The organism is Lacinutrix cladophorae, assembly GCF_053604645.1.
This window is the reverse complement of record NZ_JBSHNR010000087.1, coordinates 41,398-67,752: the sequence shown is the minus strand read 5'-3', so window position 1 is coordinate 67,752 and position 26,355 is coordinate 41,398. Positions and strand designations below refer to the sequence as shown.

Here is a 26,355-nt window from a genome sequence, read left to right as displayed (position 1 = left end):
TAAAAAGTTTTCACTCTTACTTATTAACTAAAACAAATGTGTTTTATAGTTTATCTATTACTTTATTTAATCGCTTTGTAATATCTTCGATACTACCAACACCATCCACACCAAAATATTTATCTTGTGCTGTATAGAAATTTTTTAGAATAGCTGTTTTATTGTAGTATTCTTTAATTCTATTTCTAATTATATTCTCGTCTGCATCATCTGCTCTTCCACTAGTTTTACCACGTTCTAATAAACGTTGTACTAAGACCTCATCATCGACCTCTAGTGCAACCATTGCATTAATTTGCGAATCTTTACATTTCATCAAATTATCTAAAGCTTCGGCTTGTGCATTAGTTCGAGGAAAACCATCAAAAATAAAACCTTTAGCGTCAGCATTTTTTTCTACTTCAGCTTCTAACATGTCTATAGTCACTTGGTCTGGAACCAACTCTCCTTTATCCATAAAAGATTTCGCTAACATACCCAAAGCTGTTTTATTTTTTATATTAAAACGAAATACATCTCCAGTAGAGATGTGTACTAAATTATACTTTTCCTTTAAAAAATTAGCTTGCGTTCCTTTTCCTGCTCCTGGAGGTCCAAATAGCACTAAGTTTGTCATGTGTTGTGTGGTTTTTAATTGATATATTTCAGGTAAATCTCTTCCTAAATTATTATAGTCTAATCCATAACCAACTATAAATTTATCTGGAATTTCAATACCTACATAATGTAGTTTAAAGTCTTTTTTATATGCTTCTGGCTTAAAAAACAAAGTAGCTATTAACAAAGATTTCGCATTTTCATTTTTAAATATGCGATGTACCTCAGCTAGCGTTTTTCCAGAATCTATAATATCTTCTAAAATCACAACAGTACGTCCTGTTAAATCTTGCGTTAAGCCAATCAGTCTTTGTATGTCGTCTGAAGATTTTATACCTTCATAAGAAGCTAATTTTATAAAAGTAACTTCGCAAGGTTTCGGGTATTTTTTCACAAAATCACTGACCAACATAAAAGAGCCATTTAAAATACCAACAAATACGGGCACTTCGTCTCCTAGGTCTGCAGCAATATCGTCTGCCATTTTTTGTACAGCAGCATCAATTTTTTCTGCGGAAATAAATGGTTTAAAATATAAATCGTCTAGCTTAATCATGTAAGACTAACTTGTTTTTAATTAATTCTAAGCAAAGATAATTCTTTTAGTTTGAAGTCTGAAGCTAGAAACTGGAAGTTTTTAAAACTCATTCTAATTTTAAGTGTATTTTTGTAAAATAGTACGATTTTTATAACTTAAAGTTTACCACTTTCGTGGCAATAAAATGAATTATTTTTCTTCAAATTTTAAACTTGGTATTCTTGGCGGAGGGCAGCTTGGAAAAATGCTACTCACCGAAACTAGAAAATTAGATATTTACACTTGTATTTTAGATGGTAGTACAGAAGCTCCTTGCAAAATAGGAAGCAATGAATTTCATCTAGGAAGCCTAATGGATTTTGACACGGTTTACAGCTTTGGCAAGCAGGTAGATGTACTAACTATTGAAATTGAAAACGTAAATATAGATGCACTTGAAAAATTAGAAAAAGAAGGAATTACCGTATATCCTGCATCTAAAACGCTTCGAGTTATCCAAAATAAAGCAAAACAAAAATTGTTTTATATAGATCATAATTTACCAACAGCTCCTTTTTCTCGTTTCGCTTACATTTCCGAAATTGAAGACGCAGTAGATAATGGAGGATTACATTTTCCTTTTGTATGGAAAGCGGCTCAATTTGGCTATGATGGTAATGGTGTAAAAGTGGTGAGAAGTCTGGAAGACTTAAAAGATTTACCAAAAGGAGAATGTATTGCAGAAGAATTAATTCCGTTTAAAAACGAATTAGCAATCATAGTTTCTAGAAATGCTAAAGGTGAAGTAAAAACTTTTCCAGTGGTAGAAATGGAATTTCATCCTGAAGCAAACCAAGTAGAATATGTAATTTGTCCGGCTAGAATAGATCCGGAAATTGCAAAAAAGGCAGAAGAAGTTGCTTTAAAAACATCAGAAGCATTTAATCATGTTGGTGTATTAGCAGTCGAAATGTTTTTAACACAAGACAATAAAATTCTAATCAACGAAGTTGCTCCAAGACCGCACAATTCTGGACATCAAACTATTGAAGCTAATTACACTTCGCAATTTGAACAACATATAAGAGCAATTTTAAATCTCCCATTAGGAAGTACAGCAAATAAAGCTGGCGGAATTATGGTAAACCTTGTTGGAGCAGAAGGCTACACAGGTAATGTCGTTTACCAAAACATAGAAGAGATTATGAGTATGGAAGGCGTAACACCTCATATATATGGTAAAAAAGAAACACGCCCTTTTCGTAAAATGGGACATGTTACTATTGTTCATCCAGATATAAATGAAGCACGTAAAGTTGCTGAAAAAGTGAAGAATACGATTAAAGTGATAAGTAATTAAATCCATTTTAATTTAAGATTTTTGATATAAAACATTAATACATATTATGAAAGTAGGAGTAATCATGGGAAGTAAAAGTGACCTTCCAGTAATGCAAGAAGCCATAGATATTTTAAAGGGCTTTGATTTAGAAGTAGAAGTGGATATTGTTTCTGCACACCGAACACCAGAAAAAATGTTCGACTATGGTAAAAACGCACACAATAATGGCATTGCCGTTATTATTGCTGGAGCTGGTGGCGCTGCACATTTACCAGGAATGATTGCTTCTTTATCTCCTCTTCCCGTTATTGGAGTTCCTGTAAAAAGCAGTAATTCTATAGATGGGTGGGACTCTGTCTTGTCTATTCTTCAAATGCCTGGAGGAGTTCCTGTGGCAACTGTCGCTTTAAATGGAGCTAAAAACGCAGGAATACTTGCTGCACAAATTATTGCTACTTCTAATAAAAGCGTACTAGATAAAGTAATTGCTTACAAAGAAGGTTTAAAAATTAAAGTCATTGAATCAGCGAAAAGTCTATAACTAAATAACCTCAAGATTGCTCTTGAGGTTATAACGCTATTAATCAATTTCTTAAACATGAGATGATATCTCACATGAAAAAACTTATGCAAATGTTCAACTATTTCACATTATTCTTAATAAAAAAAGGAGTGTATTTATTTTTTTCGATTAAAAGCACATAAATCCGTTTAAGTGTTTTTTTTTGTTTTTTACCCAAAAAAAAACCTTGATTTACATCAAGGTTTTTAGCTATTAATCAATAATTTTATCAACGAGTAACCAGCTCTATATGAAAAAATCTTTACAAAGATATAAACTATTTACTATACACAATTATTAAAGTCTGCTTTTAACATAAAATTACAAAATGTCACAGAATATACTTACAAATAAATTCACAACAGAATTTCAAACTGCTCCTTTTTCTAAAATAGCTACTTCCGATTTCCTTCCGGCATTTAAATTAGGAATAGAAAATGCAAAAGCTGAAATAGATACTATTGTTAATAATACAAAAGCTCCTACTTTTGAAAACACTATTGAAGCTTTAGATTTTTCAGGCGAACAATTAGATAGAATATCCAGCATATTTTTTAATCTTAATGCTGCAGAAACAAATGAAGAAATTCAAAAAATAGCACAAGAGGTATCTCCAATGCTTTCCGAATTTGGTAACGACATTACGCTTAACCAAGAACTGTTTCAACGTGTAAAAACGGTTTACGATAATAAAGCAGAACTACAATTAACTACAGAACAAGAAACCCTTTTAGATAAAAAATATAAAAGTTTCTCTCGAAATGGCGCTAATCTTCCTAAGGACAAAAAACAAGAACTAAGAGAAATAGACAAGCAACTAAGTAAATTAAAATTACAATTTGGTGAAAATGTTTTAGCCGAAACAAATAAATTCGAATTATTAATTACAAAAGAAGAAGACTTAGCAGGTTTACCAGATGGCGCAAAAGAAGCAGCAAAACAATTAGCTGAATCTAAACAAAAAAAAGGATGGCTAATCACGTTAGACTACCCTAGCTACATTCCTTTTATGACCTATGCTGACAATAGAGAATTACGAAAAGAATTATCCTTAGCAGCAGGAAGTAAAGCTTTTAAAAACGATGCTTTAGATAATCAAGATATTGTACTAAAAATTGCAACGCTTCGCTATAAAAGAGCAAACCTTTTAGGTTATAAAACACATGCGCATTTTGTTCTAGAAGAACGTATGGCAAAAACACCAGAAAAAGTAAAAAGCTTTTTAAACGAGTTATTAGATAAAGCGAAACCTGCGGCCAAAATAGAATATACCAATCTAGAAAATTTTGCTAAAGATCTAGATGGCATAGACACTTTACAAAAATGGGATTCTGGATACTATTCTGAAAAACTAAAACAAAAGCTTTTCAATTTAGATGATGAACAATTAAAACCATACTTCAAACTAGAAAATGTAATTGAAGGTTCTTTTATCATTGCTAACAAATTATTCGGTTTACAATTTGAAGAAATGGATACTATTGACAAATATCATGAAGATGTTTTAACGTATAAAGTAAAAGATGAAAATGGAGAATTGGTTTCTATTTTCTATGCAGATTTCTTCCCAAGAAAAGGAAAAAGAAATGGCGCTTGGATGACAAGCTACAAATCGCAAAGTATTAAAAATGGTATTAACGATAGACCACATGTATCTATAGTTTGTAATTTCACAAAACCTACAAAAAGTAAACCTTCACTTTTAACTTTTAATGAAGTAACTACTCTTTTTCATGAGTTTGGCCATGCTTTACATGGCATGCTAGCAAACACTACCTACCCTAGTTTATCGGGAACAAACGTTTTTTGGGATTTTGTAGAATTACCTAGCCAAGTTTTAGAAAACTGGTGTTACGAAAAAGAAGCTCTTGAAATTTTCGCAAAACATTATGAAACAGGAGAAGTAATCCCTATGGATTTGGTGGAGAAAATAAAAGAATCTGCAACTTTTCATGAAGGCATGCAAACACTGCGTCAAATCAGTTTTGGATTATTAGACATGTCTTGGCACGCTGTAGATCCCTCGGGAATTGAAAACGTAAAAGCACATGAAAAACAAGCATTTGGAGATACACAATTATATCCAGATGTAGCTAAAAATTGTATGAGTACTGCTTTTTCACATATCTTTCAAGGCGGATATTCTTCAGGATATTACAGCTACAAGTGGGCCGAAGTTTTAGATGCAGACGCATTCGAATATTTTAAAGAAGAAGGCATATTCAATAAAACGGTAGCAACTAAATTTAAAGACAACGTACTAAGTCAAGGCGGAACCGAAAACCCGATGACGCTCTACAAACGCTTTAGAGGACAAGAACCTAAACCAGAAGCTTTATTAAAAAGGGCCGGTTTAATTAAAAAATAAATTTATAATGAAATTAAAACACGCTCTTACAATATTGTTTTTAATGCTTTCCATAAGCATCATGCAAGCGCAAAAAATTAAAATAAAAAAAGGGATCATTTCTGTTGATGGCACTGCATGCTTATCTACAGATGGAGACCCAATAAACATCTCTTTTTACGATACCAATGGTGAAGAAATAATTTTCATGAAATATTTGGACACCAAACGTGGTGAAAATTATATGAAAATAACTTTCTTAGACCAAAAACTTTCTCTTACTTCTAAGTCTATTATTTTTACACGTAAAATGCTAGTAAGAAGATTGCTATCTAATAAAGTTATAGAAAACTGCAAATTAAATCCAGATAAAGTAGAACGCTTCATTTTAAAGTTTGATGAGAATATAGAAAAAGAAGATATTAATGTAAATGTTAGTATAGATAGAAATTAAAAGATGAAGCTAGAAATACCAAATTGGATTATTATTCTTGGTGGAATTGGTCAAATTTTCACTGCACTAATTTACCCCTATATAAGACATAAAGTTTTTGATTGGTATAACGATGTGAAACAACTAAAACCATTAAATCAAGAAATTGCAAAAACCTATGGTAGATATATTCAAGGATTAAATTTTTCCTTTGGGCTGATAGCCATTTTAATGCCTTCCGATTTAAAAAACCATACAAATCTAGCAATTGCAATAACCGGTTTAATAGCTGCTTATTGGGTTGGAAAAGTGATTACACAAATTGCATATTATCCTATGTATGATATCCCTCAGAAAAAAATTTTTAAAATAGGTAGTTTCTTCATGAATGCATTATTTGTATTTTTTGCTATAGTTTATTCCCTTTTATTAATTGTAAATCTAACAAACCACTAAAAAATGAAAACAATACTAATAGCTGGAGGAACAGGGTTTATTGGTCAAACTTTAGAAGATTTTTTTTCTAAAAAAGGGCATACTGTTAAAATATTAAGTAGAAACCCTAAACGAGAAAATGAAATTCTTTGGAACGCAAAGACCATAGAAAACTCTTGGATTTCTCACTTAGAAAACCTAGATGTACTTATCAATCTTACAGGAAAAACTATTAATTGCAAATTTACAGACGCTAATAAAAAAGCCATTAAAGAATCTAGAATAATAGCTACAGAACTTTTAGGTCAAGCAATTGACACATGTCAAAACCCACCAAAACTCTGGATGAACTCTTCAACCACTTCCATTTATAAAGAAGCTTTTACAGAAGAACGAACAGAAGATAGCACAACATTTGGTAACGATTTTGAAGCAGAGGTAGCAACCGTTTGGGAAAAAGCATTTTACAAAACCGTAAATCCTAAAACAAGAAAAATTATACTACGAACTTCTATTGTTTTTGGTAATTCTGATGGCGCTTTTGTTCCATTAAAAAAACTTACTCAATTTGGTTTAGGAGGCAAACAAGGCAACGGAAAACAAATGGTTAGCTGGATTCATGAAACCGATTTTGCTAGAGCTGTAGATTTTTTAATACAAAACAAAGAAGCTGTTGGACCTTTTAACCTTTGTGTACCAAAACCAACAGACAACGCAACCATGATGCAAGATTTTAGAAAAGCAATGCACGTTACTATTGGTATTCCTAGTCCAAAATTTATGCTACAAATTGGAGCTCTGTTTATGCAAACAGAACCAGAACTTATTCTTAATAGCAGAAATGTGATTCCTAAAAAGCTATTAGAAAGTGGGTTTATCTTTCAGTTTTCAACAATTACTTCCGCTGTAAAAAATTTAATCGATTAGATATAAATACTTTTGCTTACTTTTGATAAAAATTAGCTGAAAAAATATGCCAAACCATCAAATAGATCCAAACAAATGGATTGATTCCTATTCCGATTATCTATTCAACTACACCATTTCTCGTGTTAATGATAGAGATTTGGCTAAAGATTTGGTTCAAGACACTTTTTTTGCTGGTTTAAAATCGATGAAAAACTTTAAAGGAGAAGCAAGTGAACGTACTTGGTTAATTTCAATTTTAAAAAGAAAAATTATTGATTATTATCGTAAAATCAATTCTAATAAAGGGAAAGCAGAAGTACGAATGAGCTACAATAGCGATTCTGAAACTGAAGGAGATTGGTTAGAAGAACGCGTTGCAGATCCTTTCGATAAAACAGCAGAAGATACTATAGAAAATGAAGAACTTGGAGAAGCTATATACAGTTGCTTAGGCAAACTCCCTGAAAAGCAAGCAACTATTTTTAAAATGAAAACCATTGAAGGAATAGACACAGAAACTATTTGTAATGAATTAAAAATTACAGCGTCTAACCTATGGGTTATCATTCATAGAGCAAGAACAGCAATGGCTTCTTGCATGGAGAAAAACTGGTTTTAATATGAATACACAAATAAAAATAAATAAAGCTTGTGAAAAAGCAAATCATGTTTGTGATAAATCACAATACAAAGAGGCTACTTTTTTAGAAAAAATCAAGCTTAACATACACTTAATCTTTTGTAAGGCTTGCAGAAAATATTCAAGTAATAACCAAAAGCTTACAAAAAAAATGCACGATGCAAATGTAGAATGTATGCATAGAGAAGAAAAGAAAGCTTTAAAAGAAAATTTAAATAAAGCTATAAAAGAGCAACAAAATTAGCCATAAAATTGGCAATCCTTCCACAAAAAAAGAACTATAATACTTGGTTTGATTTTTTATAGAAAACAACACAAAACCTAAGGTTATTAGGGTTATCGTTAATAAAACAAAAACATTTTCAGTACTAGTTTGATCTTTAAAAAATTCTAAAAAGAAAAAAAACGTTAATAAAACAAATCCTATCATTTTTGTTTTACCTACTCCTATTCTTTGTGGTATTGTAGATAATTTTAAACTATCATATTGTAAATCTCTTATCTCAAAAGGGATCATAAGTGCCAATACAAAAACAAAACGCTGTAAAACAGTTAAAATCACATCGGTTGAAATATTCATTTCATTATTTATAACAGGCAACAATACAGTTACTGCAGACCAAACCAAACCAATTACATAAATCTTTAACCCGCTTATTTCTCGTAAATTCTGATTACTATCTACAAACACATTTCTTGGTAAAAAAGGGATAGCATAAAAAAAAGTAATTCCCCCAAGCAACAAAATATACAACCACGTTTTAACCTCTAACATAAATGCATAATAACATAATGCTATAAAACAGAGAAATGAAAAAATCTGAATTACTTTCAACTTATAAGCCAATCCTCTATGATGAAACTTTGCTAAGCCAAAATACTTCACAAAATTGTAACCAGTAATCGTTGCAAAAAAATTAAAAAATAAAACGGTTTCATTGTAAGAAATCCCAAACTCTAAAAGTGTAATCCAAGTTAAAGAAAAAACACTTAAAGCTACATGAATACTAGCATTTATATAAAAATCAAAAAATTGCTTTATTATTCGCATAAAACAAAAATAAGCAAACTGTTAATAACAGTTTCATTTGGTTAAAAACTTTCATATTTCAAAACAAAAAAACTTTAATAATTCCGTATTTTTGCGCCACAAAACACAACTTTTTAAAGATGAATACAAACGCTTTTGCACTTCGCCATATTGGTCCTAGAGAAACAGACCAAGAACAAATGCTAAAAACTATAGGCGTAGATAGTTTAGACCAACTTATCTACGAAACTATCCCAGATGATATTAGGTTAAAAAAAGATTTAGATCTTGAAGAAGCCATGAGTGAGCAAGAATATTTAGTGTACCTAAATGAGGTTGCCAAAAAAAATAAAGTTTACAAAACATACATAGGCTTAGGATACCACCCAACCATTTTACCTGCAGTAATACAACGTAACATTTTAGAAAACCCAGGTTGGTACACAGCTTATACTCCATACCAAGCAGAAATAGCACAAGGTCGTTTAGAAGCACTTTTAAACTACCAAACTATGGTTACAGACCTAACAGGAATGGAACTTGCAAATGCCTCGCTTTTAGATGAAAGTACAGCAGCTGCAGAAGCCATGAGTCTACTATTTGCTGTTAGAGAACGTGACCAAAAAAAAGCTGGTATAAATAAGTTTTTTGTTTCTGAAAACATTTTACCGCAAACACTTTCTCTTTTACAAACCAGAGCGAACCCTATTGGAGTAGAATTAGTTATTGGAGATGAAAACACTTTCGACTTTTCTTCAGATTTTTTTGGAACTATTCTTCAATACCCAGGAAAAAACGGACAAGTCACAGACATCAAATCGTTTATAGCTAAAGCAAACGAAGCACGAATAAAAGTTGCAGTTGCAGCAGATATTTTAAGCTTAGTAAAACTAGAGGCTCCTGGTAAATTTGGTGCAGATGTAGTGGTTGGTACTACGCAACGTTTTGGCATTCCAATGGGATATGGAGGACCACATGCTGCATATTTTGCTACGAAAGAAGTGTATAAACGTGATATTCCTGGTCGTATTATTGGTGTTACTAAAGACTCTGATGGAAATAGAGCCTTACGAATGGCTTTACAAACTAGAGAGCAACATATAAAACGTGATAGAGCAACATCTAATATTTGCACAGCACAAGTATTACTAGCTGTTATGGCTGGAATGTATGCCGTTTATCATGGTCCTAAAGGATTACAATTTATAGCAAACCAAGTACATAATGCAGCTTCAGTTTTAGCAAAATCACTTGAAAAATTAGGATTCAATCAAACCAATACTTCCTTTTTTGATACCTTACAGATTAAAACCAAAGCTAAAAAAGTAAAAAAAATAGCAAAAGACAAGAAAGTAAACTTCTACTATCCTGACGAAGAAACGGTTATTATTGCTTTAAATGAAACCACTTCGATTAGAGATATAAATTATATCCTTTCCATTTTTGCTAAAGTAGCAGATAAAAAAGCGTTTACTATTTCTTCGTTTTCGGAAGCTAATAATATCGACCAACAACTTCAAAGAACAACAGATTTTTTAACACTAGATGTTTTTAATTCGCACCATTCGGAAACCGAGTTAATGCGTTATATTAAAAAACTAGAACGTAAAGATTTATCGCTAAATCACTCCATGATTTCACTTGGTTCTTGTACCATGAAATTAAATGCAGCAGCAGAAATGCTACCTTTAAGCTGGTTTAAATGGGGAAACATTCACCCTTTTGCGCCACTAAAACAAGCTAGAGGATATGCGCAGGTTTTAAAAGAGTTAGAAGATCAACTAACAGAAATCACTGGTTTTGCTGCTACTTCCTTACAACCCAACTCTGGTGCTCAAGGTGAATTTGCAGGCTTGATGGTTATTAAAGCATACCATGAATCTCGTAAGGATCATCATAGAAACATTTGTTTAATTCCAAGTTCTGCACATGGTACAAATCCTGCAAGTGCAGTAATGGCAGGAATGAAAGTAGTTGTTACTAAATCTACAGACGAAGGAAATATAGATGTAGAAGACTTACGCGAAAAAGCAATCTTACACAAAGATAATTTATCCTGTTTAATGGTAACCTATCCTTCTACACATGGTGTATATGAAGCTTCCATAAAAGAAATCACCAAAATTATTCATGATAATGGAGGACAAGTATATATGGATGGAGCAAATATGAATGCACAAGTAGGATTAACTAATCCTGGAAATATTGGTGCAGATGTTTGTCATTTAAACTTACATAAAACCTTTGCAATTCCCCATGGTGGTGGAGGTCCTGGTGTTGGACCTATTTGCGTTGCAAAACAATTGGCTCCTTTTTTACCAGGAAATCCAATAGTAAAAACAGGAGGAAAAGATGCAATTACTGCTATCTCTTCCGCTCCTTTTGGTTCAGCTTTAGCTTGTTTAATTTCTTATGGTTACATAAAAATGTTAGGCGCAAAAGGCTTAACACAATCTACCAAGATTGCAATATTAAATGCAAACTACATTAAAACGAGATTAGAAGGTCAATTTGATACTTTATATTCTGGGGAACGTGGTCGTGCAGCACACGAAATGATTGTAGATTGTCGTGCATTTAAAGCAAATGGCATTGAAGTTACAGACATTGCAAAACGTTTAATGGATTATGGTTTTCATGCGCCAACAGTTTCCTTTCCTGTGGCTGGAACATTAATGATTGAACCTACCGAAAGTGAAAGCAAGCAAGAGATAGATCGTTTTTGTGATGCCATGATATCAATTCGAAAAGAAATTGATAATGCAAATAAAGAAGATGCCAATAATGTGCTAAAAAACGCACCACATACTTTGGCTATGGTAACTGCAAACGACTGGCATTTTCCATACACAAGAGAAGCAGCTGCATATCCTTTAGAATATGTACATGACAATAAATTCTGGCCAAGTGTAAGACGAGTTGATGATGCTTACGGTGACAGAAATTTAATATGTACATGTGCTCCTATTGAAGAATATATGTAAATATTAACACAACTGAACATCGTAAAAAATCATTTAATAAAAATTGCCTTTAGTTTTTACTGCTTATATTAGCAAAGTAACTAACTAAAGGCAATATAATTTACATGAATATTAAAATAACTGGAACTGGAAGTTACATTCCAAAAGGCATTGAAAAGAATGAAGATTTTTATAATCACGAGTTCTTAAATGCTGATGGCTCCTCAATTAACAGTACCAATGAGGTTATTGTAAAAAAATTCAAAGCCATTACAGGAATTCAAGAAAGACGTTATATAAAACCAGAATTATTAAATTCAGATATTGCTTTTTATGCAGCAGAAAAGGCCATTAATGACGCAAATATTGATAAAGAAACAATAGACTATATTATTGTTGCTCACAATTATGGAGATGTAAAATACAATTCAGAGCAAAGTGATACTGTGCCAAGTATTGCATCTCGTGTAAAACACTTATTACAAATTAAAAACCCAAGATGTGTGGGCTACGATCTGTTATTTGGTTGTCCTGGATGGATTGAAGGCGTTATTCAAGCAAATGCTTTTATTAAATCTGGTTTAGCAAAACGCTGTTTGGTTATCGGTACAGAAACGCTATCTAGAGTTATAGACAAACACGATAGAGATTCTATGATTTATAGTGATGGCGCAGGAGCTGTTATTGTCGAAGAATCTTCGGAAGAAGGAGGTATTATAAGTCATGAATCTGCAACTTTCGCTTTAGACGAAGCTCATTTTATATATTTTGGAGAAACCAATAATTCAGAAATATCTAGTAAACGTAGATATATTAAAATGTATGGCAGAAAGATTTATGAATTTGCTTTAACAAATGTTCCTTTAGCATTAAAATCTTGTTTAGAAAAAAGCGGATACACAATAAATGATGTAAAAAAAATATTGATTCACCAAGCTAATGAAAAAATGGATGAAGCCATTGTAAATCGTTTTTATAAGCTTCATAATATGGAAATGCCAGAAGGCATCATGCCAATGAGCATCAATACACTTGGCAACTCCAGTGTAGCAACAGTACCAACTTTATACGATTTAATTTTAAATAAAAAACTCGAAAACCAAGAAATTAATAAGGGGGATCTTGTCATATTTGCTAGCGTTGGCGCAGGGATGAATATTAATGCAATAGTTTATAAACATTAAAATTAACAGCTAAATTTTTTACTTAAAATCTTCCTGTTCAAGACGCACAAATCTATATAAAACACCTTCATATTTGACTGCATAATTACCAGAAGACATTTGATAATTTTTATAAAATGTATTTTTGTATTCCTAAAAAGAAGTTAAGTACTTTTCAAATCTTCACCTTCATATTTAATCCAAAATGAAAATGATACTGGCAAATTAGGTTTAAATTCTGAAATATTTATGGAATTGAAATAATCGCTTACTCCATCAAATTGAGTTGCAAAATTTGAGGTTTCAAATCAATTCCCTCAAAACATAGCTTAAAAATTATTTCCATCATTAGTAATTAATACTAGAATTATTAATAACTCCATTAAAATGGAATAAAAAGGTATAGACCCTTCGAGAAATCTTGACTAAAAGATTTACATGAAATAAAAAAAAATAATCTACTCTTACTAAAATAAATGTCATTACTTTTGTTAAAACTGGTTCAGAAATTAAAATGTACGAAGGTAAATTTCCACATAAAAGATATAGACTCACTTTACAATTTTTAGAAAAACACATCTCTAAAACTGAAACTATTTTAGATTTAGGTGTAGAAAATCCGTTTACCCAAAGAATGAAGGATAGCCATTTTTTTGTGGAAAACACAAAAGGTGAAGATTTAGATTTAGATACTTCAACCATAAAAAAATCAAATGCAACAGTAGTCACTGCTTTCGAGATTTTCGAACACCTACTCTCCCCTTTTACTGTTTTACAAAGCATACATGCAGATAAATTGGTTATTAGCGTACCATTACGTTTGTGGTTTTCTTCGGCCTACAGAAGTAAAACAGATAAATGGGACAGGCATTACCATGAGTTTGAAGATTGGCAATTAGATTGGCTTTTAGAAAAAACCGGATGGAAAATCATAGACAGACAAAAATGGACTAATCCAACAAAAAAAATTGGAATCAGACCCATTTTTCGTTGGTTCACTCCAAGATATTACATCGTTTATGCAGAACGTGTATAAAGTAAAAAAACTAAAAATAAATCTCAAAAACTTCATCGATTGGTTTTGGAATTTGGCATTTAAATATTGTTATTTGTTTTTATGAATATCTCCATTATCATTCCTGCACATAACGAAGAAAAGTTTATTGAAAAAACTTTAAACTCTTTGGTAAACCAAACGCTTAAACCAAAACAAGTTGTAATTGTAAACGATAATTCTACAGATAATACAGAAAAAATTGCTTCGCATTATACAACAAATTATAATTGGATTTCATTAGTAAACATTAAAAGTTCAGAGAAACATTTACCAGGAAGTAAGGTTATAAATGCTTTTTACAAAGGTTATGAAACTGTAGATAAAAATTATGATGTAATCTGTAAATTTGATGCAGACATTATCTTACCAAATAATTATCTAGAAAAAATTAACAACCTGTTTTTAAGCGATTCAAAAATTGGAATAGCTGGAGGATTAGCATATATAAAAGTAAATAATTCTTGGGTTTATGAAAATATAGCAAAAAAAACACATGTAAGAGGGCCATTTAAAGCATATAAAAAACAATGTTTTATGGATATTAAAGGGCTCAAACATTCTATTGGATGGGATACCGTAGACACACTTCTTGCAAGTTTTTATGGTTGGAAAACTGCAACGGATAAAACCCTATTCGTAAAACATTTAAAACCAACTGGAATAAGCTACAATAAAGCATCAAAATACATGCAAGGTGAAGCAATGTACAAAATGCGTTACGGGTTTATAATTACACTCATTTCTGCATTAAAAATGGCGTATAAAAAACGAAGCACAGCTCTACTTAAAGACTATATGTTTGGTTATTTTAAAGCAAAAAAGAATAATATAGAATATTTAGTTACAGAAGATCAAGGTACTTTTATTAGAAATCTTCGATGGAAAGGAATGTTAAATAGCCTAAAATAAACTTCTAATTGGATAATGGTTGAAGTATCAAAAACTCCAACCTTTATAATCGCTAGACGCTTCTAATTTGTTTTCTTTAGCATCTTCCAATTCGCTAAAAAAATCGATACCTGTTAGACTTTCAATGGTATCTACCGAAGTTACAAACTTATATAACGGTTCGTTTGAATCTTTATGAGGCATTAAAAAAGCTATCACTTTTGTTTTACCAGAATTATTATCTATTAATACTTTATAAAACTGGTTTGGCACAGCAACTTTTTCTTCACCTATGGTTTTCATGTTTCCTTTCAAAACCCCGCCAGACACCACAAAAACGCCATCATATTTACTTGCCCAATAACGTGTTTTCTGTTCTAATCTATTCCAAATTCCTGCATTAAAAGCATGTTCTTGTGGAGAAATATTACTCGTTAAAAAGGTCTCGTCATGTGCAGATTTACTATATTTCCTATCTCCTGCAGGACAAAGATGCCCGCGATCGTAACCAGATTTTTTATAATTACGCCAATGTGCTGCTTTGGTTTTCACGGCTTTGTCTATTTCAAAATAAGGACGTTTAAAATTAGCAGTACTTAAATGCGATTTCTTTAACTCGTAAGCAACCCATTCTGCTTGCTCATGCGTTTCGCTATAACTTAAACTATACCCTTCATGATGTACAATTTGTCCTGTAGTACTTGTTGGTAAAAAATATTCGTTGGTACTTGTTTTTACAGTTGCACCTTGGTCTATTATTCCTACTTCAACTTGTTTATCAAAATAGGCATCATAACCATAAATTAATACAAGAATAACAATCGCGATTATAGAGTATATTTTTTTATTCATTTAGTCTTTCAACTTATTTAAAAGCTCTAGAGCTTCTGCATAATTATAGTTAGAAGTATCTTTAACTAAGATGCTCAATGTTTTAACAGCTGCTTCTTTATTATTCATTTTTAAATAGGTTAGTGCTTTGTACCAATATCCTTTAGATCTATCTAAACTTTTACTAGTAATTAATTGATTAAAAGCATCAAGAGCTTTATCATGACTACCTATTTCCATATTAGAAACACCAAAATATAATAATGCATTTGCGTTATATTTTGAAGTTTCTAAAAACGTGTTAAAATAATTTACTGCTTCAGTGTAATCTTTATTTAAGAATGCTTTCTCTCCATCAACTAATAATGCATTATCCGAATCTCCTCGAGAGGTTAATGAAGGAAGATTACTCCAATCATTATACTCTGCATATATTTCTTGATTAGTTGGTGTATTGTTAAACATAAAAAAACCTACTAAAATCAATACTGAAGCTGCTATAGCAAAATATGAAAAATAGCTTTTTTTATTAGAATGCTTTTCTTTTACAAAATCATCATTCACCTTTTTTAAGGTTTCTTTTACCTCATTAGCCTCATCACTTTTTAAGTAATTTTCAAGCGCTACAACTTCAGAATCTTCATCAACAAAAGACCAAGTATTTTCATTAAACTGCACACGCATTTCTTTATTTACAGCAACATAATCCGCAAGCTCTTGATTATTAGAGACATGTAATTCAAATGCTTTTTTTTCATCTAAAGACATTGTATTCTCTAGATAATTTTCTGCTTGTTTTAGTAGGTTTTCAGATAGACTCATAATTCTTTTAGTTGTTTAAAACGAACATCTGTTTTAATTATTTCTGCCAATTTGCTTTTGCACTTAAAAACTCGCTGTCTTACAACGTTTTCATCATTGTAACCCAACTCTTTGGCAATACTTTCATAAGGTATTTCATTAAAAAACCGTTTTAAAATTTGTTTACAATTTTCTGAAATCTCTTCTAATTTTTCTTGAAAAAACTCCCAACGTTCTTGTTCTAAAATACCACTTGCTAAATCACGCTCGTTACTCCCTAGTTCCTTTACCTCTCCATTTGTTACCATTCTTTTGTTTTTATTTAATTCGCGACGCCATAAATTCTTGCATGCTACGAATAAATAAGCTTCAAAAGAGGATTTAATTTCAAAAGATTTCACTTCTACTCGAGTAATAATTTGCAGCAATGCTTTTTGAAAAACATCTTCTGCATCTGTTTGTTGTCCTCTATTTTGCAATACAAAACGTTTTACATTAGGGAAAACATTTTGGTATATTTCTAGTATTACTTTCTTCTTTTTTTCCTTTATACCTTTAATAAAGTAGTTAGAGTCTTTCATTAATTATATTAGTTCGTTTTTGTAAAAGCAGCAAAAATCATTTCGCTTTAATTAAACGAATTAACACTCATTCAATCTAAAAACTAAAATAAAATTTAAACTTTGGGTAACAAATATATATATTTAAGAACTGGTAATAAAAACTTATATATTATGATGACAAAATTTTTAAAATTAGCTTTCATGCTAACAATATTAATCTTTATTGGCTGTTCTGTAGATGAAAACAGCAACTCTGAAGAAGTAAAAACAAATGCTAATAAATCATTAAATTTAGAGAATGATGATTTTGGAGCTAGTAATCGAAATAAAGCAAATACTCTTTATACCATAAGAGTAGAATATAAACCAGGTACTACACAAGCAGAGAAACAAGTTATTATTAATAGTTATGCAGGTGATCTAGATACTCAATTTATTGAATCATGCCCTAATAATCAAAACGTAGAAATTTGGTGGACAGCTAATGATCCTAATTGCCAATTTTGCGCAGATCCTTTAACAGCTCAAATTGAGGAAGAACCTGAGGTTAACAGAGTAATTCAAACAAGTAATTGTCCTATATAGTAAATGCTTGAAAAAAAAATTTTTTTTTTAATTATCTGTTTCTTGTTTAAATTATCTTTTTATGCACAAATAAATTTAGACAAAAAAGAACAAGAAACAGATAGTCTTTTTGCTTACTATTTACAAAGCAACAAACTAGATAGTTTGGCAGATTTTGCTCATAAACTATCTGTTAAAAGCTATAATAAAAGAGATTATAAAAAAGCAATTTACTATGCACTTAAAGAAATAGAAGTAGGTGAAAATGTTCTTGATGAAAAGAAATATAAAAAAGCTATTTACAATTTAGCTTTATTTTATTACAAAAATGAAGAATACTACAAGTCTATTAATACCCACAAGATTGTAATAGATAGTTTTCCAGTTACAAAAAGAACATATTATAGTTTCAATGAAATTGGTAGAACTTATAACAAGTTAGGTGATTACTTTCAAGCTATTAATTATTACAAAAAAGGATTAGCAGTACCAGACTCATTGAGCATGAAGAGTCTTATTAAAAATTATATTAATTTCTCTCATGTTTATTACAATATTGAAACAATAGAAAGTTTAAAAAGCAATTTAGACTTATTAAGAAAAAGTGATTCATTGTACCAGATACATCCCTTTAAAGGCAAACATCTTTACTCTTTAGATAATAGTTTTGCTAATCATTATAGTAATGAACTAACATTTAATTTTAATGAGAGTAAAAAATATTATTTTTATTGTTTAAATGAAAGTATAAAGAATAAAGATACTTCTGTTATTGTTGCTATATATAATAATCTAGGTAAAGTCTACAACACAGTAAAAAATGATAGTGCATATTATTTTTTACAAAAAGGGCTTTCGTATAATTTAGACGAAAGTGTAACACCAAAATTATATGCCAATTTAGCAGCTTATTACACGAGTAATAATGAATATGAAAAAGCTTCTAGAACTATTCAAAAAGCATTACAAATAAACTTAAGGCTTTCACCAAATGATAACTCGTATATAACAATTCCTAGTTTTGAAGAAGCTCTAAAATCTACAGACAAGTTTTTAACAATTATTCTACTTAAAGAAAAAGCTTTAAGCTTTTTAAACATTTATAAACAAAACAACAAAATTAATAACGCTTCATTAGCATTAAAAAATTTAATATTAGCAGATATAATTTTTAACGAATTAAAGTCAAATAGCATTGAAACAAAATCTAAACTATTTTGGCAAAAAGAAGCTTCAGAATTATATATGCTAGGTGTAAAAACCTCTAACATACTCAACGACACAGAAAGAGCTTTTTATTTCATAGAAAAAAACAAAGCACTTCTTTTATTAGAAAATATTAATGAAAATGAAATAAAAAATCATGTTAATCTTCCAGAGAATATTTTAGAACAAGAGCTTCAATTAAAGAAAAAAATTAACAAGCTTGAAAACAAATTAACTACTATAAACTCCAAAAAAAACTCGTTAGAAAAAGATTATTATTCAGTAAAAATAGAATATCAAAGGTTTATAGAATCATTAAAAAAGAAATATCCAAAATACTATGACTATAAAAAAACCACATCTATTATTAGCTTAAAACATGTAAAAAACAAACTTGATTCACAATCTATTATTCTAGAATATATAATTAATAATAAGGAAGGTTTTTTACTTGCAGTAACAAAAAGTGAATCTAGAATATTTAAATTAGATTCTATAAATAACACGCTTATTAAGCTTGATAATTATTTGTCATTAATATCGAAACCGTTAAGAACGCAAATAGAATTAAATAATTTTAATTCTATTTCAAATAATTTATACAATCTGCTATTTCCTTTTCAGGAAGAAAAACTCATAAATGGGATAAATAAATTTATTATTATTCCAGATTATACGCTTCAAAATCTTCCTTTTGAAACTTTAAAAAACAATTCTGGCAATTATTTATTAAAAGATCATGAAGTAAGCTATGCATATTCCATGTCTTTTTTAGAAGAAAACAAAAAAATTAATAGACAGCCTGAGAATGAATTTTTAGGCTTTGCTCCTAATAGTTTTAACTATGAAAAACTAGAAGAGTTACCTGGAAGTAAAGCGGAAATTAAAAAAATTAAAAACATATTAAGTGGAGATAATTTTACAGATGAAAACGCAAGCAAAGAAAATTTCTTTAAAAAAATAAATGATTATAAAATATTACATTTAGCAACACATGCAAATGCTAACGACTCTATTTCACCTTGGATTGCCTTTAAAAATGAAAAGCTCTACTTAAACGAACTTAACACATCAAAAAATCAAGCAGATTTAGTTTTTTTAAGTGCCTGTAATAGCTCTTTAGGAAAGATTAATCCTGGTGAAGGTGTTTTTAGTCTAGCAAGAGGTTTCTTTCACTCTGGAGCAAACAGTGTAATTTCCTCATTATGGAATGTTAATGATAAATCTACACAAGAAATTACAACTTCATTTTACAAATACCTAAAAAAAGGAAGTGCAAAAAGTCAAGCTTTAAGGCAGGCAAAATTAGATTACTTAAATACGTATACTTTAAGTGAATCTTCTCCTTATTATTGGTCTTCCTTAATTTTAATTGGTGATGATGACGCAATAAAATTAAACAATAACTCACTGTATTTCACGTTTTTATGTGCAATTCTTATAATGATTTTATTTTTTATTTTTAAAAAATTAAAAATCGTGGGTAACAAATCTTAGAATTCTGGAACAATTAAGAAAACAACAAATTCTTAATTATCTTGAAAGACACTTTATCCTTTTTAGCACAAGCACTTCTTCAAAAAAACAAAATTAAAATTGATGGAAACGAATTAGATTTCCAAATACAAAGTCATCCTTCGTATCCAAGTTTACATGCTATAACTGGAGTCTTAAATCATTTTAATATTGAAAACGGAGCAATACAAATTCCTGTTAATGAAGAAACTTTAACGCAATTACCAAACAGTTTTATAGCACAAATTAAAAACAATGAAGGAGAACATTTTGCTTTAATTATAAAAAACGCCTTACAATACAAACTTATTTTTGATAGTATAAAGAAAGAAACACTTACTCAAAAAGAATTTTTAAAGCAATTTACAGGAGTTATTGTTGCTGTAGAAAAAGATGAAAACATACAAGTAATTTCTAAAAACAAAAATGCACCAATTAAGTTCTTAGCAGGAGTTGCATTAATACTATTTGCTTTTTTATTTTTCATTTCTAAACCAAATATAATAGCATCTATACACTTTGTACTTTCATTAGTAGGTTTTGGTATCAGTGCATTAATAGTTCAACATGATTTAGGTATAAAATCGAAACTTATAGATAGTATTTGTTCTCAAGATAATAGCGCGACAAATTGTGATGCTGTTTTAAACTCTAAAGGAGCAACATTATTTAGCTTTTTAAAACTTGGAGATATAAGCCTAATTTATTTTGCTTCAATAAATTTGCTTTGGTTAGCAAATAGTTTATCGTTTGCAACAAGCAGTTTTATATTTAGTATAAGTATTTTGGCAATTCCAGCGATACTCTATTCTTTATATTACCAAATAGTAATTACAAAAACGTGGTGTACACTTTGTTTAGGTATTGCTTCTGTGCTTTTTGCGCAAGCAGTAATAGTGGTTTTTACTACACCAACAAATTTCACTTTTCCGTTTTACAATGCCTTACTAATCGCATTAGTATTTGTTTCAGTAGTTACTATTTGGCTATTCAATAGTTCTAAAATGAAGAAAGAACAAGAATTAATTACTTTAAAAATAGAGTCTACAAAATTTAAACGAAACTTTGTGTTGTTTAATACTTTACTAGAAAAATCTGAAACCATTAACACATCTATTCCTGATACTTCAGAAATTGTTTTTGGAAACAAAAACGCAGCTTTAAATATAACAGTAATAACCAATCCGTTTTGTGGTCATTGCAAATCTGTACATACATTAATAGAAGACATCCTTAAAACACATCATGAAGAGATTTCTATTACAGTACGTTTTAATGTAAATACAAACAATCCAAATGACGAAATAGTAAAAATAACAACAAGGCTTTTAGAGATTTATCAAGTAGAAGGCGAAATAAATTGCCTTCAAGCTATGCATGACATTTATAATAACAATAATACAAAACATTGGTTTGCAAAATGGAAAACTTGTACAAATAGCGAAGCATACATAACTACTTTAAAAAATGAAAATGAATGGTGTATTGCAAACAGCATCAATTTTACTCCAGAAATATTAGTAAACGGAAAATCATTTCCGCAAGCTTATAACAGAAGTGATTTAGCATTTTTTATTGAAGAATTAAACGATGATTGTTATTTAAACGCAAATACATCACAATTACAAGAAACAATATAAAATAGCAAACCCCTTAATTAAAAGTGGTTTGCTTTTTGAACAATATTCTCTCGCGAAGAATAGACACAAATATTAAATGTATTTAATGTTCATAACAAATATAATTTATTAAAATTTTAAAATATAAAAGCGAAAATTAATAATTGAAAAAATTCCCAACATACAAACAAGCAGAATCGAAAGACTGTGGACCAACATGCTTAAAAATCATAGCGAAGCATTATGGTAAAACACTATCTGTAAATCAGCTTAGAAATATTAGCGAAACTACCAGAGAAGGTAGCAGTTTACTTAATTTAAGTGATGCTGCCGAAACGGTTGGTTTTAGAAGTTTGGGAGTGAAGTTAACTTTAGAGGAATTACAAAAAGCACCACTACCTTGTATTCTACATTGGAACAAGGATCATTATGTGGTGCTTTATAAAATAAAAAAAGACACCTATTATATTTCCGACCCTGCACATGGATTAATAACCTACACAAAAGAAGAATTTTTAAAATTTTGGATTGGCAACAATGCTACAGAAACGACACAAGAAGGTATTGCTTTACTATTAGACCCTACGCCAAAATTTTATACAAGTGATTTTGAAGAAGACGAAGAACAAAAATTCAATTTCACCTACCTATCCAAATACCTATACAAGTACAAAAGTTTTATTATTCAGCTATGTATCGGTTTATTAGCTGCAAGTTTATTACAATTAGTGGCACCGTTTTTAACGCAAAGCATAGTAGATGTTGGTATAGAAAACAGAGACCTCAACTTTATCTACCTTATTCTATTTGCTCAAGTTGCTTTGTTTATTGGTAGAACCGGAATAGAGATTGTTAGAAGTTGGATTTTATTACATGTAAGCACCAGAATAAACATCTCCTTAATCTCCGATTTCTTTATCAAATTAATGCTACTTCCTATCTCCTATTTCGATGTAAAAATGACAGGGGATTTATTACAACGTATTAACGACCATAAGCGTATTGAACAAATACTAACTACCTCATCGTTAAATGTACTTTTTTCTATGGTAAACTTTATAGTGTTCAGTTTTGTACTGTGCTATTATAGTTTGCAAATATTTACCATTTTCGTTATCGGAAGTTTTCTGTATTTTCTATGGATTAAAATATTCCTAAAAAAACGTGCAACTCTAGATTACAAAAGCTTCTCGGCAATGAGTCAGGAACAAAGTACGGTTATCGAGCTTATAAACGGCATGCAAGATATTAAACTGCATAATGCCGAAAAACAAAAACGCTGGGCATGGGAACACACACAAGCAAGACTATTTAAAGTATCGATAAAAAGTTTAGCATTAGAGCAAACCCAAAGTGTTGGTTCTTCTTTTATCAACGAATTAAAAAATATTTTTATCACTATTTTGTCTGCAAAACTAGTCATAGATGGAGATATAACTTTAGGGATGATGTTGGCAATTTCTTATATCGTTGGGCAATTAAACAGTCCAGTACAACAGCTCATTAATTTTGTAAGAGAATTACAAGATGCTAAAATCTCATTAGATCGTTTAAGTGAAATCCATAATATGGATAATGAAGAAATTGATCCACAACAAAAAATTAAAGACATTCCAAAAAGTGGCGAAATTGCTATAAAAGATGTCACATTTTCTTATACAGGATCAGACATAGAAGTATTAAAAGATTTAAATCTACATATTCCAGCAAACAAAACTACAGCAATAGTTGGTACTAGTGGAAGTGGAAAAACCACATTAATGAAGCTATTATTAGGTTACTACACACCAAACGAAGGCGACATATTATTAAATCAATTTTCTCTACAAAAGATCTCTCAAAAATCATGGCGAGACCATTATGGTGTTGTTATGCAAGAAGGTTACATTTTTAATGATACTATAGCAAATAACATAGCAATAGGAGAAGATACTGTAGATAAAAAAAGATTAGCACACGCTGTTAAAGTTGCAAATATCAAAGACTTTGTAGAATCATTACCATTATCCTACAACACTAAAATTGGTGCAGAAGGCTCTGGACTAAGTACTGGGCAAAAACAACGCTTATTTATAGCAAGAGCAGTTTATAAAAACCCAGATTATTTATTTTTTGATGAAGCAACAAGCGCTTTAGATGCTAATAACGAAAAAGTAATTATGGAAAATTTAGATACTTTTTTTGAAGACAAAACTGTTGTTGTAATTGCGCATAGATTAAGTACCGTTAAAAACGCACACCAAATAGTAGTATTAGATAACGGAAAAATTGTTGAAATAGGAAACCATGCAGCATTAGTAGCTAAAAAAGGAAATTATTATAATCTGGTTAAAAACCAATTAGAACTCGGTAACTAATGTCAGGTTGAGCGCAGTCGAAACCTAATAAACAATATAATAATATTCTCTCGCGAGGAATAGACGCAAACCTTGAGTGTCTTTAAATGATCAAGGCTAATTTAATTTACAAATATTTTTATTATGAAAAATTTAAAAAACTTAGGAACTGCTTTAAGTAAAGTGGAACAAAAAATGATTAAAGGAGGGCAATTCCAAGCAAAAAAATGCAAGAAAAGTAGTGATTGCGATGCAGGACAATATTGTTCATCTTTTAGTGGAAAATGTGTTGATATACTTCTTGGAAGTTAATATGCTTTTAATTATTACCTGACTTAAACTGTGAAAGTCATTAAATAATCACAGAATATTTAATTTATAAAATTATCAATTATGAAAAATTTAAAAAACTTAGGAACAGCTTTAACAAAAGCAGAACAAAAAACTATTAATGGAGGACAGCTTGCACCAGTAGAATCTGGATCTTGCACAGCCAATATTCTTACTATAACACATTATTGGAATGGTATGCCATTTTATGGTTGGGGACCAAACCCAGCATATCCAGCTTGTACAGGAACTACAGCGTAATTATAAAGGCATAGAGAGGCTTTTTTCTCTATGCCTTTTTAATTTTAGCCTGATATATCTTTATTATTTAACTTCTAATTAAATGCCTCAGAATAATAATCAAATACAACTCCGTAGCGAACAAGTGCAAGATATATTGTCCTATGTTCCACATTGGATGATACGTTATGGAAACGTATTATTTTTATGTATCATTCTTTTATTTTTCACATTAAGTTGGTTAATTAAATATCCAGATGTAATTAGTACAGAAGCATTATTAACAACACAAATACCACCAGAAAAACTATTTGCAAAAACAACAGGTAAATTAGAAACTATATTTTTAGAAGATAATAGTTTAATTACTAAAGATAGTCCTCTAGCAATTATTGAAAACACAGCAAACTATAAAGATATCTATAAACTGAAATCTATAATAGACACTATAAAAGTTACTAATAAATCTTTTAGTTTTCCTATAGATGATTTACCAGTTTTATTTTTAGGAGATATTGATGCACCATTTGCACTATTTGAAAACAACTACATTCAATATACTTTAAATAAAAGCTTACAACCTTTTTCTAACGAAGCATTAGCTAATAAAAATTCTATATCAGAATTACACAGACGTTTAAGAAACAGTAAAGAACAATTAGCTCTTAACCAAAATGAATTATCACTTAAAAAAAACAATTTACAACGTTCTGAAAGTTTATTTAAAAAAGGTGTTATATCTAAATTAAAATTGGAACAAGAGCAAATAGAATACAATCAAGCAGAACGAAATTATAAAAGCTTTGAATCTTCTATCTCGCAAATAAGAGAATCTATTAGCAATGCTAACAAATCTTCAAAAGGCACAGAAATAAATAAAACCAAAGAAGAAATGATGCTTTTAAAAAGTGTGATTCAATCTTTTAATCAACTTAAAAATGCTATAAAAGATTGGGAAACACAATATGTATTAAAATCTAATATTGATGGAAAAATAGCTTTCTCCAATTATTGGAAGACGAATCAAACAGTTAATCAAGGCGATTTGATTTTTACAATAATTCCAACAGAAAGCACCTCATTTATTGCTAAGCTTAAAACACCTGCAACCAATTCTGGAAAATTAAAAGTAGGACAAAAAGCAAATATTAAACTAGAAAATTATCCAGAAGCTGAGTTTGGAACTTTACAAGCCAAAGTAAATCACATCTCATTAGTACAAGATAACGATGGTAATTATTTAATATTAGCTGAATTACCAAAAGAGTTAATAACATCTTACAAAAAACAAATAGAGTTTAAACAGGAAATGAGTGGTAGTGCAGAAATTATTACAGAAGATTTACGTTTAGTAGAGCGTTTCTTCTACCAAATAAAAGACATATTTAAATAGTAATAATCAATTATGAAATTATTGAAAAAGCCTTTCCAGTTGGAAAGGCTTTTTCAATTTATTATCTAAACTAT

At 30.2% G+C, this 26,355-nt stretch carries 24 protein-coding genes; 19 read left to right on the top strand and 5 right to left on the bottom strand.

Annotated elements, in window-relative coordinates:
• Nucleotides 1-43: 43 nt before the first annotated feature.
• Nucleotides 44-1,153: an adenylate kinase gene (locus tag ACVC3Y_RS04990; RefSeq protein ID WP_303425424.1), complete on the bottom strand. Its 1,110-nt coding sequence runs from the start codon at nt 1,151-1,153 to the stop codon at nt 44-46.
• Between the two features lie 166 nt (nt 1,154-1,319).
• Between ACVC3Y_RS04990 and ACVC3Y_RS04985 the strand changes: the two genes are divergently transcribed.
• From ACVC3Y_RS04985 to ACVC3Y_RS04950, 8 genes are all read left to right on the top strand, one after another.
• Nucleotides 1,320-2,474, top strand: a complete 1,155-nt coding sequence (locus tag ACVC3Y_RS04985) for a 5-(carboxyamino)imidazole ribonucleotide synthase (RefSeq protein WP_452226292.1) — start codon at nt 1,320-1,322, stop codon at nt 2,472-2,474.
• A gap of 43 nt (nt 2,475-2,517) precedes the next feature.
• The gene (purE, locus tag ACVC3Y_RS04980) at nt 2,518-2,997 is read left to right on the top strand and encodes a 5-(carboxyamino)imidazole ribonucleotide mutase (protein WP_303425629.1); all 480 of its coding nucleotides are present in this window, start codon (nt 2,518-2,520) and stop codon (nt 2,995-2,997) included.
• A gap of 349 nt (nt 2,998-3,346) precedes the next feature.
• Nucleotides 3,347-5,386, top strand: a complete 2,040-nt coding sequence (locus ACVC3Y_RS04975; RefSeq protein WP_452226291.1) for a M3 family metallopeptidase — start codon at nt 3,347-3,349, stop codon at nt 5,384-5,386.
• A gap of 7 nt (nt 5,387-5,393) precedes the next feature.
• Nucleotides 5,394-5,819: a hypothetical protein gene (locus ACVC3Y_RS04970; RefSeq protein ID WP_452226290.1), complete on the top strand. Its 426-nt coding sequence runs from the start codon at nt 5,394-5,396 to the stop codon at nt 5,817-5,819.
• 3 nt (nt 5,820-5,822) lie between these two features.
• Nucleotides 5,823-6,254, top strand: coding sequence for a hypothetical protein (locus ACVC3Y_RS04965; protein ID WP_452226289.1), 432 nt, complete (start codon nt 5,823-5,825; stop codon nt 6,252-6,254).
• Between the two features lie 3 nt (nt 6,255-6,257).
• Entirely contained in the window at nt 6,258-7,160 is a 903-nt protein-coding gene (locus tag ACVC3Y_RS04960; RefSeq protein ID WP_452226288.1) for a TIGR01777 family oxidoreductase, read from the top strand.
• 46 nt (nt 7,161-7,206) lie between these two features.
• Nucleotides 7,207-7,761, top strand: coding sequence for a sigma-70 family RNA polymerase sigma factor (locus ACVC3Y_RS04955; RefSeq protein WP_303425406.1), 555 nt, complete (start codon nt 7,207-7,209; stop codon nt 7,759-7,761).
• A gap of 1 nt (nt 7,762) precedes the next feature.
• Nucleotides 7,763-8,026: a glycine dehydrogenase gene (locus ACVC3Y_RS04950; protein WP_452226287.1), complete on the top strand. Its 264-nt coding sequence runs from the start codon at nt 7,763-7,765 to the stop codon at nt 8,024-8,026.
• Here ACVC3Y_RS04950 and ACVC3Y_RS04945 read toward each other — a convergent pair.
• Complete coding sequence (locus ACVC3Y_RS04945) at nt 7,994-8,833, bottom strand: hypothetical protein (protein WP_452226286.1); 840 nt, start codon at nt 8,831-8,833, stop codon at nt 7,994-7,996. The two genes, ACVC3Y_RS04950 and ACVC3Y_RS04945, sit on opposite strands and share 33 nt — an antisense overlap.
• 119 nt (nt 8,834-8,952) lie before the next feature.
• Between ACVC3Y_RS04945 and gcvP the strand changes: the two genes are divergently transcribed.
• From gcvP to ACVC3Y_RS04925, 4 genes are all read left to right on the top strand, one after another.
• Nucleotides 8,953-11,796, top strand: a complete 2,844-nt coding sequence (gcvP, locus tag ACVC3Y_RS04940; protein WP_303425401.1) for an aminomethyl-transferring glycine dehydrogenase — start codon at nt 8,953-8,955, stop codon at nt 11,794-11,796.
• Nucleotides 11,797-11,900: 104 nt separating this feature from the next.
• The gene (locus ACVC3Y_RS04935; protein WP_452226285.1) at nt 11,901-12,959 is read left to right on the top strand and encodes a 3-oxoacyl-ACP synthase III family protein; all 1,059 of its coding nucleotides are present in this window, start codon (nt 11,901-11,903) and stop codon (nt 12,957-12,959) included.
• A 493-nt stretch (nt 12,960-13,452) separates the two neighbouring features.
• A complete protein-coding gene (locus ACVC3Y_RS04930) occupies nt 13,453-13,974 on the top strand; it encodes a methyltransferase (RefSeq protein ID WP_452226284.1) in 522 nt (173 codons plus the stop codon).
• A gap of 81 nt (nt 13,975-14,055) precedes the next feature.
• Nucleotides 14,056-14,904: a glycosyltransferase gene (locus tag ACVC3Y_RS04925; RefSeq protein WP_452226283.1), complete on the top strand. Its 849-nt coding sequence runs from the start codon at nt 14,056-14,058 to the stop codon at nt 14,902-14,904.
• Between the two features lie 27 nt (nt 14,905-14,931).
• Here the strand turns inward: ACVC3Y_RS04925 and ACVC3Y_RS04920 are convergent, their stop codons facing one another.
• From ACVC3Y_RS04920 to ACVC3Y_RS04910, 3 genes are read right to left on the bottom strand one after another with little or no spacing between them, the layout of a single operon-like run.
• Complete coding sequence (locus ACVC3Y_RS04920; RefSeq protein ID WP_452226282.1) at nt 14,932-15,735, bottom strand: DNA/RNA non-specific endonuclease; 804 nt, start codon at nt 15,733-15,735, stop codon at nt 14,932-14,934.
• Complete coding sequence (locus ACVC3Y_RS04915; RefSeq protein WP_452226281.1) at nt 15,736-16,536, bottom strand: tetratricopeptide repeat protein; 801 nt, start codon at nt 16,534-16,536, stop codon at nt 15,736-15,738.
• On the bottom strand, nt 16,533-17,096 hold the full coding sequence (locus ACVC3Y_RS04910; protein ID WP_452226280.1) for an RNA polymerase sigma factor: 564 nt from the start codon (nt 17,094-17,096) through the stop codon (nt 16,533-16,535). Before ACVC3Y_RS04910 ends, ACVC3Y_RS04915 begins: the two co-directional genes overlap by 4 nt.
• Nucleotides 17,097-17,279: 183 nt before the next feature.
• Between ACVC3Y_RS04910 and ACVC3Y_RS04905 the strand changes: the two genes are divergently transcribed.
• The 7 genes from ACVC3Y_RS04905 (at nt 17,280) to ACVC3Y_RS04875 (ending at nt 26,281) form a co-directional block, all read left to right on the top strand.
• Nucleotides 17,280-17,663, top strand: a complete 384-nt coding sequence (locus ACVC3Y_RS04905; RefSeq protein ID WP_452226279.1) for a hypothetical protein — start codon at nt 17,280-17,282, stop codon at nt 17,661-17,663.
• A gap of 42 nt (nt 17,664-17,705) precedes the next feature.
• Nucleotides 17,706-20,345 carry a CHAT domain-containing protein gene (locus tag ACVC3Y_RS04900; protein WP_452226278.1) on the top strand — a complete coding sequence of 880 codons (2,640 nt, stop codon included), beginning with the start codon at nt 17,706-17,708 and terminating at the stop codon, nt 20,343-20,345.
• Between the two features lie 41 nt (nt 20,346-20,386).
• The gene (locus ACVC3Y_RS04895) at nt 20,387-22,003 is read left to right on the top strand and encodes a vitamin K epoxide reductase family protein (protein ID WP_452226277.1); all 1,617 of its coding nucleotides are present in this window, start codon (nt 20,387-20,389) and stop codon (nt 22,001-22,003) included.
• Between the two features lie 143 nt (nt 22,004-22,146).
• Nucleotides 22,147-24,339, top strand: a complete 2,193-nt coding sequence (locus ACVC3Y_RS04890; RefSeq protein WP_452226276.1) for a peptidase domain-containing ABC transporter — start codon at nt 22,147-22,149, stop codon at nt 24,337-24,339.
• A gap of 123 nt (nt 24,340-24,462) precedes the next feature.
• Complete coding sequence (locus ACVC3Y_RS04885; protein ID WP_452226275.1) at nt 24,463-24,630, top strand: hypothetical protein; 168 nt, start codon at nt 24,463-24,465, stop codon at nt 24,628-24,630.
• Between the two features lie 81 nt (nt 24,631-24,711).
• Nucleotides 24,712-24,909, top strand: coding sequence for a hypothetical protein (locus tag ACVC3Y_RS04880; protein WP_452226274.1), 198 nt, complete (start codon nt 24,712-24,714; stop codon nt 24,907-24,909).
• A gap of 82 nt (nt 24,910-24,991) precedes the next feature.
• Nucleotides 24,992-26,281, top strand: coding sequence for an HlyD family secretion protein (locus ACVC3Y_RS04875; protein ID WP_452226273.1), 1,290 nt, complete (start codon nt 24,992-24,994; stop codon nt 26,279-26,281).
• Nucleotides 26,282-26,355: the final 74 nt, after the last annotated feature.

What these genes read in the sequence shown, in the direction of transcription:
- ACVC3Y_RS04880 (WP_452226274.1), top strand. Translation starts at nt 24,712, where the DNA reads ATGAAAAATTTAAAAAACTTAGGAACAGCTTTAACAAAAGCAGAACAA.
- ACVC3Y_RS04930 (WP_452226284.1), top strand. Translation starts at nt 13,453, where the DNA reads ATGTACGAAGGTAAATTTCCACATAAAAGATATAGACTCACTTTACAA.
- ACVC3Y_RS04920 (WP_452226282.1), bottom strand. Translation starts at nt 15,735, where the DNA reads ATGAATAAAAAAATATACTCTATAATCGCGATTGTTATTCTTGTATTA.
- ACVC3Y_RS04905 (WP_452226279.1), top strand. Translation starts at nt 17,280, where the DNA reads ATGCTAACAATATTAATCTTTATTGGCTGTTCTGTAGATGAAAACAGC.
- ACVC3Y_RS04935 (WP_452226285.1), top strand. Translation starts at nt 11,901, where the DNA reads ATGAATATTAAAATAACTGGAACTGGAAGTTACATTCCAAAAGGCATT.
- ACVC3Y_RS04955 (WP_303425406.1), top strand. Translation starts at nt 7,207, where the DNA reads ATGCCAAACCATCAAATAGATCCAAACAAATGGATTGATTCCTATTCC.
- ACVC3Y_RS04925 (WP_452226283.1), top strand. Translation starts at nt 14,056, where the DNA reads ATGAATATCTCCATTATCATTCCTGCACATAACGAAGAAAAGTTTATT.
- ACVC3Y_RS04965 (WP_452226289.1), top strand. Translation starts at nt 5,823, where the DNA reads ATGAAGCTAGAAATACCAAATTGGATTATTATTCTTGGTGGAATTGGT.
- ACVC3Y_RS04970 (WP_452226290.1), top strand. Translation starts at nt 5,394, where the DNA reads ATGAAATTAAAACACGCTCTTACAATATTGTTTTTAATGCTTTCCATA.
- ACVC3Y_RS04885 (WP_452226275.1), top strand. Translation starts at nt 24,463, where the DNA reads ATGAAAAATTTAAAAAACTTAGGAACTGCTTTAAGTAAAGTGGAACAA.
- ACVC3Y_RS04975 (WP_452226291.1), top strand. Translation starts at nt 3,347, where the DNA reads ATGTCACAGAATATACTTACAAATAAATTCACAACAGAATTTCAAACT.
- ACVC3Y_RS04910 (WP_452226280.1), bottom strand. Translation starts at nt 17,096, where the DNA reads ATGAAAGACTCTAACTACTTTATTAAAGGTATAAAGGAAAAAAAGAAG.
- ACVC3Y_RS04960 (WP_452226288.1), top strand. Translation starts at nt 6,258, where the DNA reads ATGAAAACAATACTAATAGCTGGAGGAACAGGGTTTATTGGTCAAACT.
- ACVC3Y_RS04945 (WP_452226286.1), bottom strand. Translation starts at nt 8,833, where the DNA reads ATGCGAATAATAAAGCAATTTTTTGATTTTTATATAAATGCTAGTATT.
- ACVC3Y_RS04990 (WP_303425424.1), bottom strand. Translation starts at nt 1,153, where the DNA reads ATGATTAAGCTAGACGATTTATATTTTAAACCATTTATTTCCGCAGAA.
- ACVC3Y_RS04915 (WP_452226281.1), bottom strand. Translation starts at nt 16,536, where the DNA reads ATGAGTCTATCTGAAAACCTACTAAAACAAGCAGAAAATTATCTAGAG.
- ACVC3Y_RS04985 (WP_452226292.1), top strand. Translation starts at nt 1,320, where the DNA reads ATGAATTATTTTTCTTCAAATTTTAAACTTGGTATTCTTGGCGGAGGG.
- ACVC3Y_RS04875 (WP_452226273.1), top strand. Translation starts at nt 24,992, where the DNA reads ATGCCTCAGAATAATAATCAAATACAACTCCGTAGCGAACAAGTGCAA.
- ACVC3Y_RS04950 (WP_452226287.1), top strand. Translation starts at nt 7,763, where the DNA reads ATGAATACACAAATAAAAATAAATAAAGCTTGTGAAAAAGCAAATCAT.
- gcvP (WP_303425401.1), top strand. Translation starts at nt 8,953, where the DNA reads ATGAATACAAACGCTTTTGCACTTCGCCATATTGGTCCTAGAGAAACA.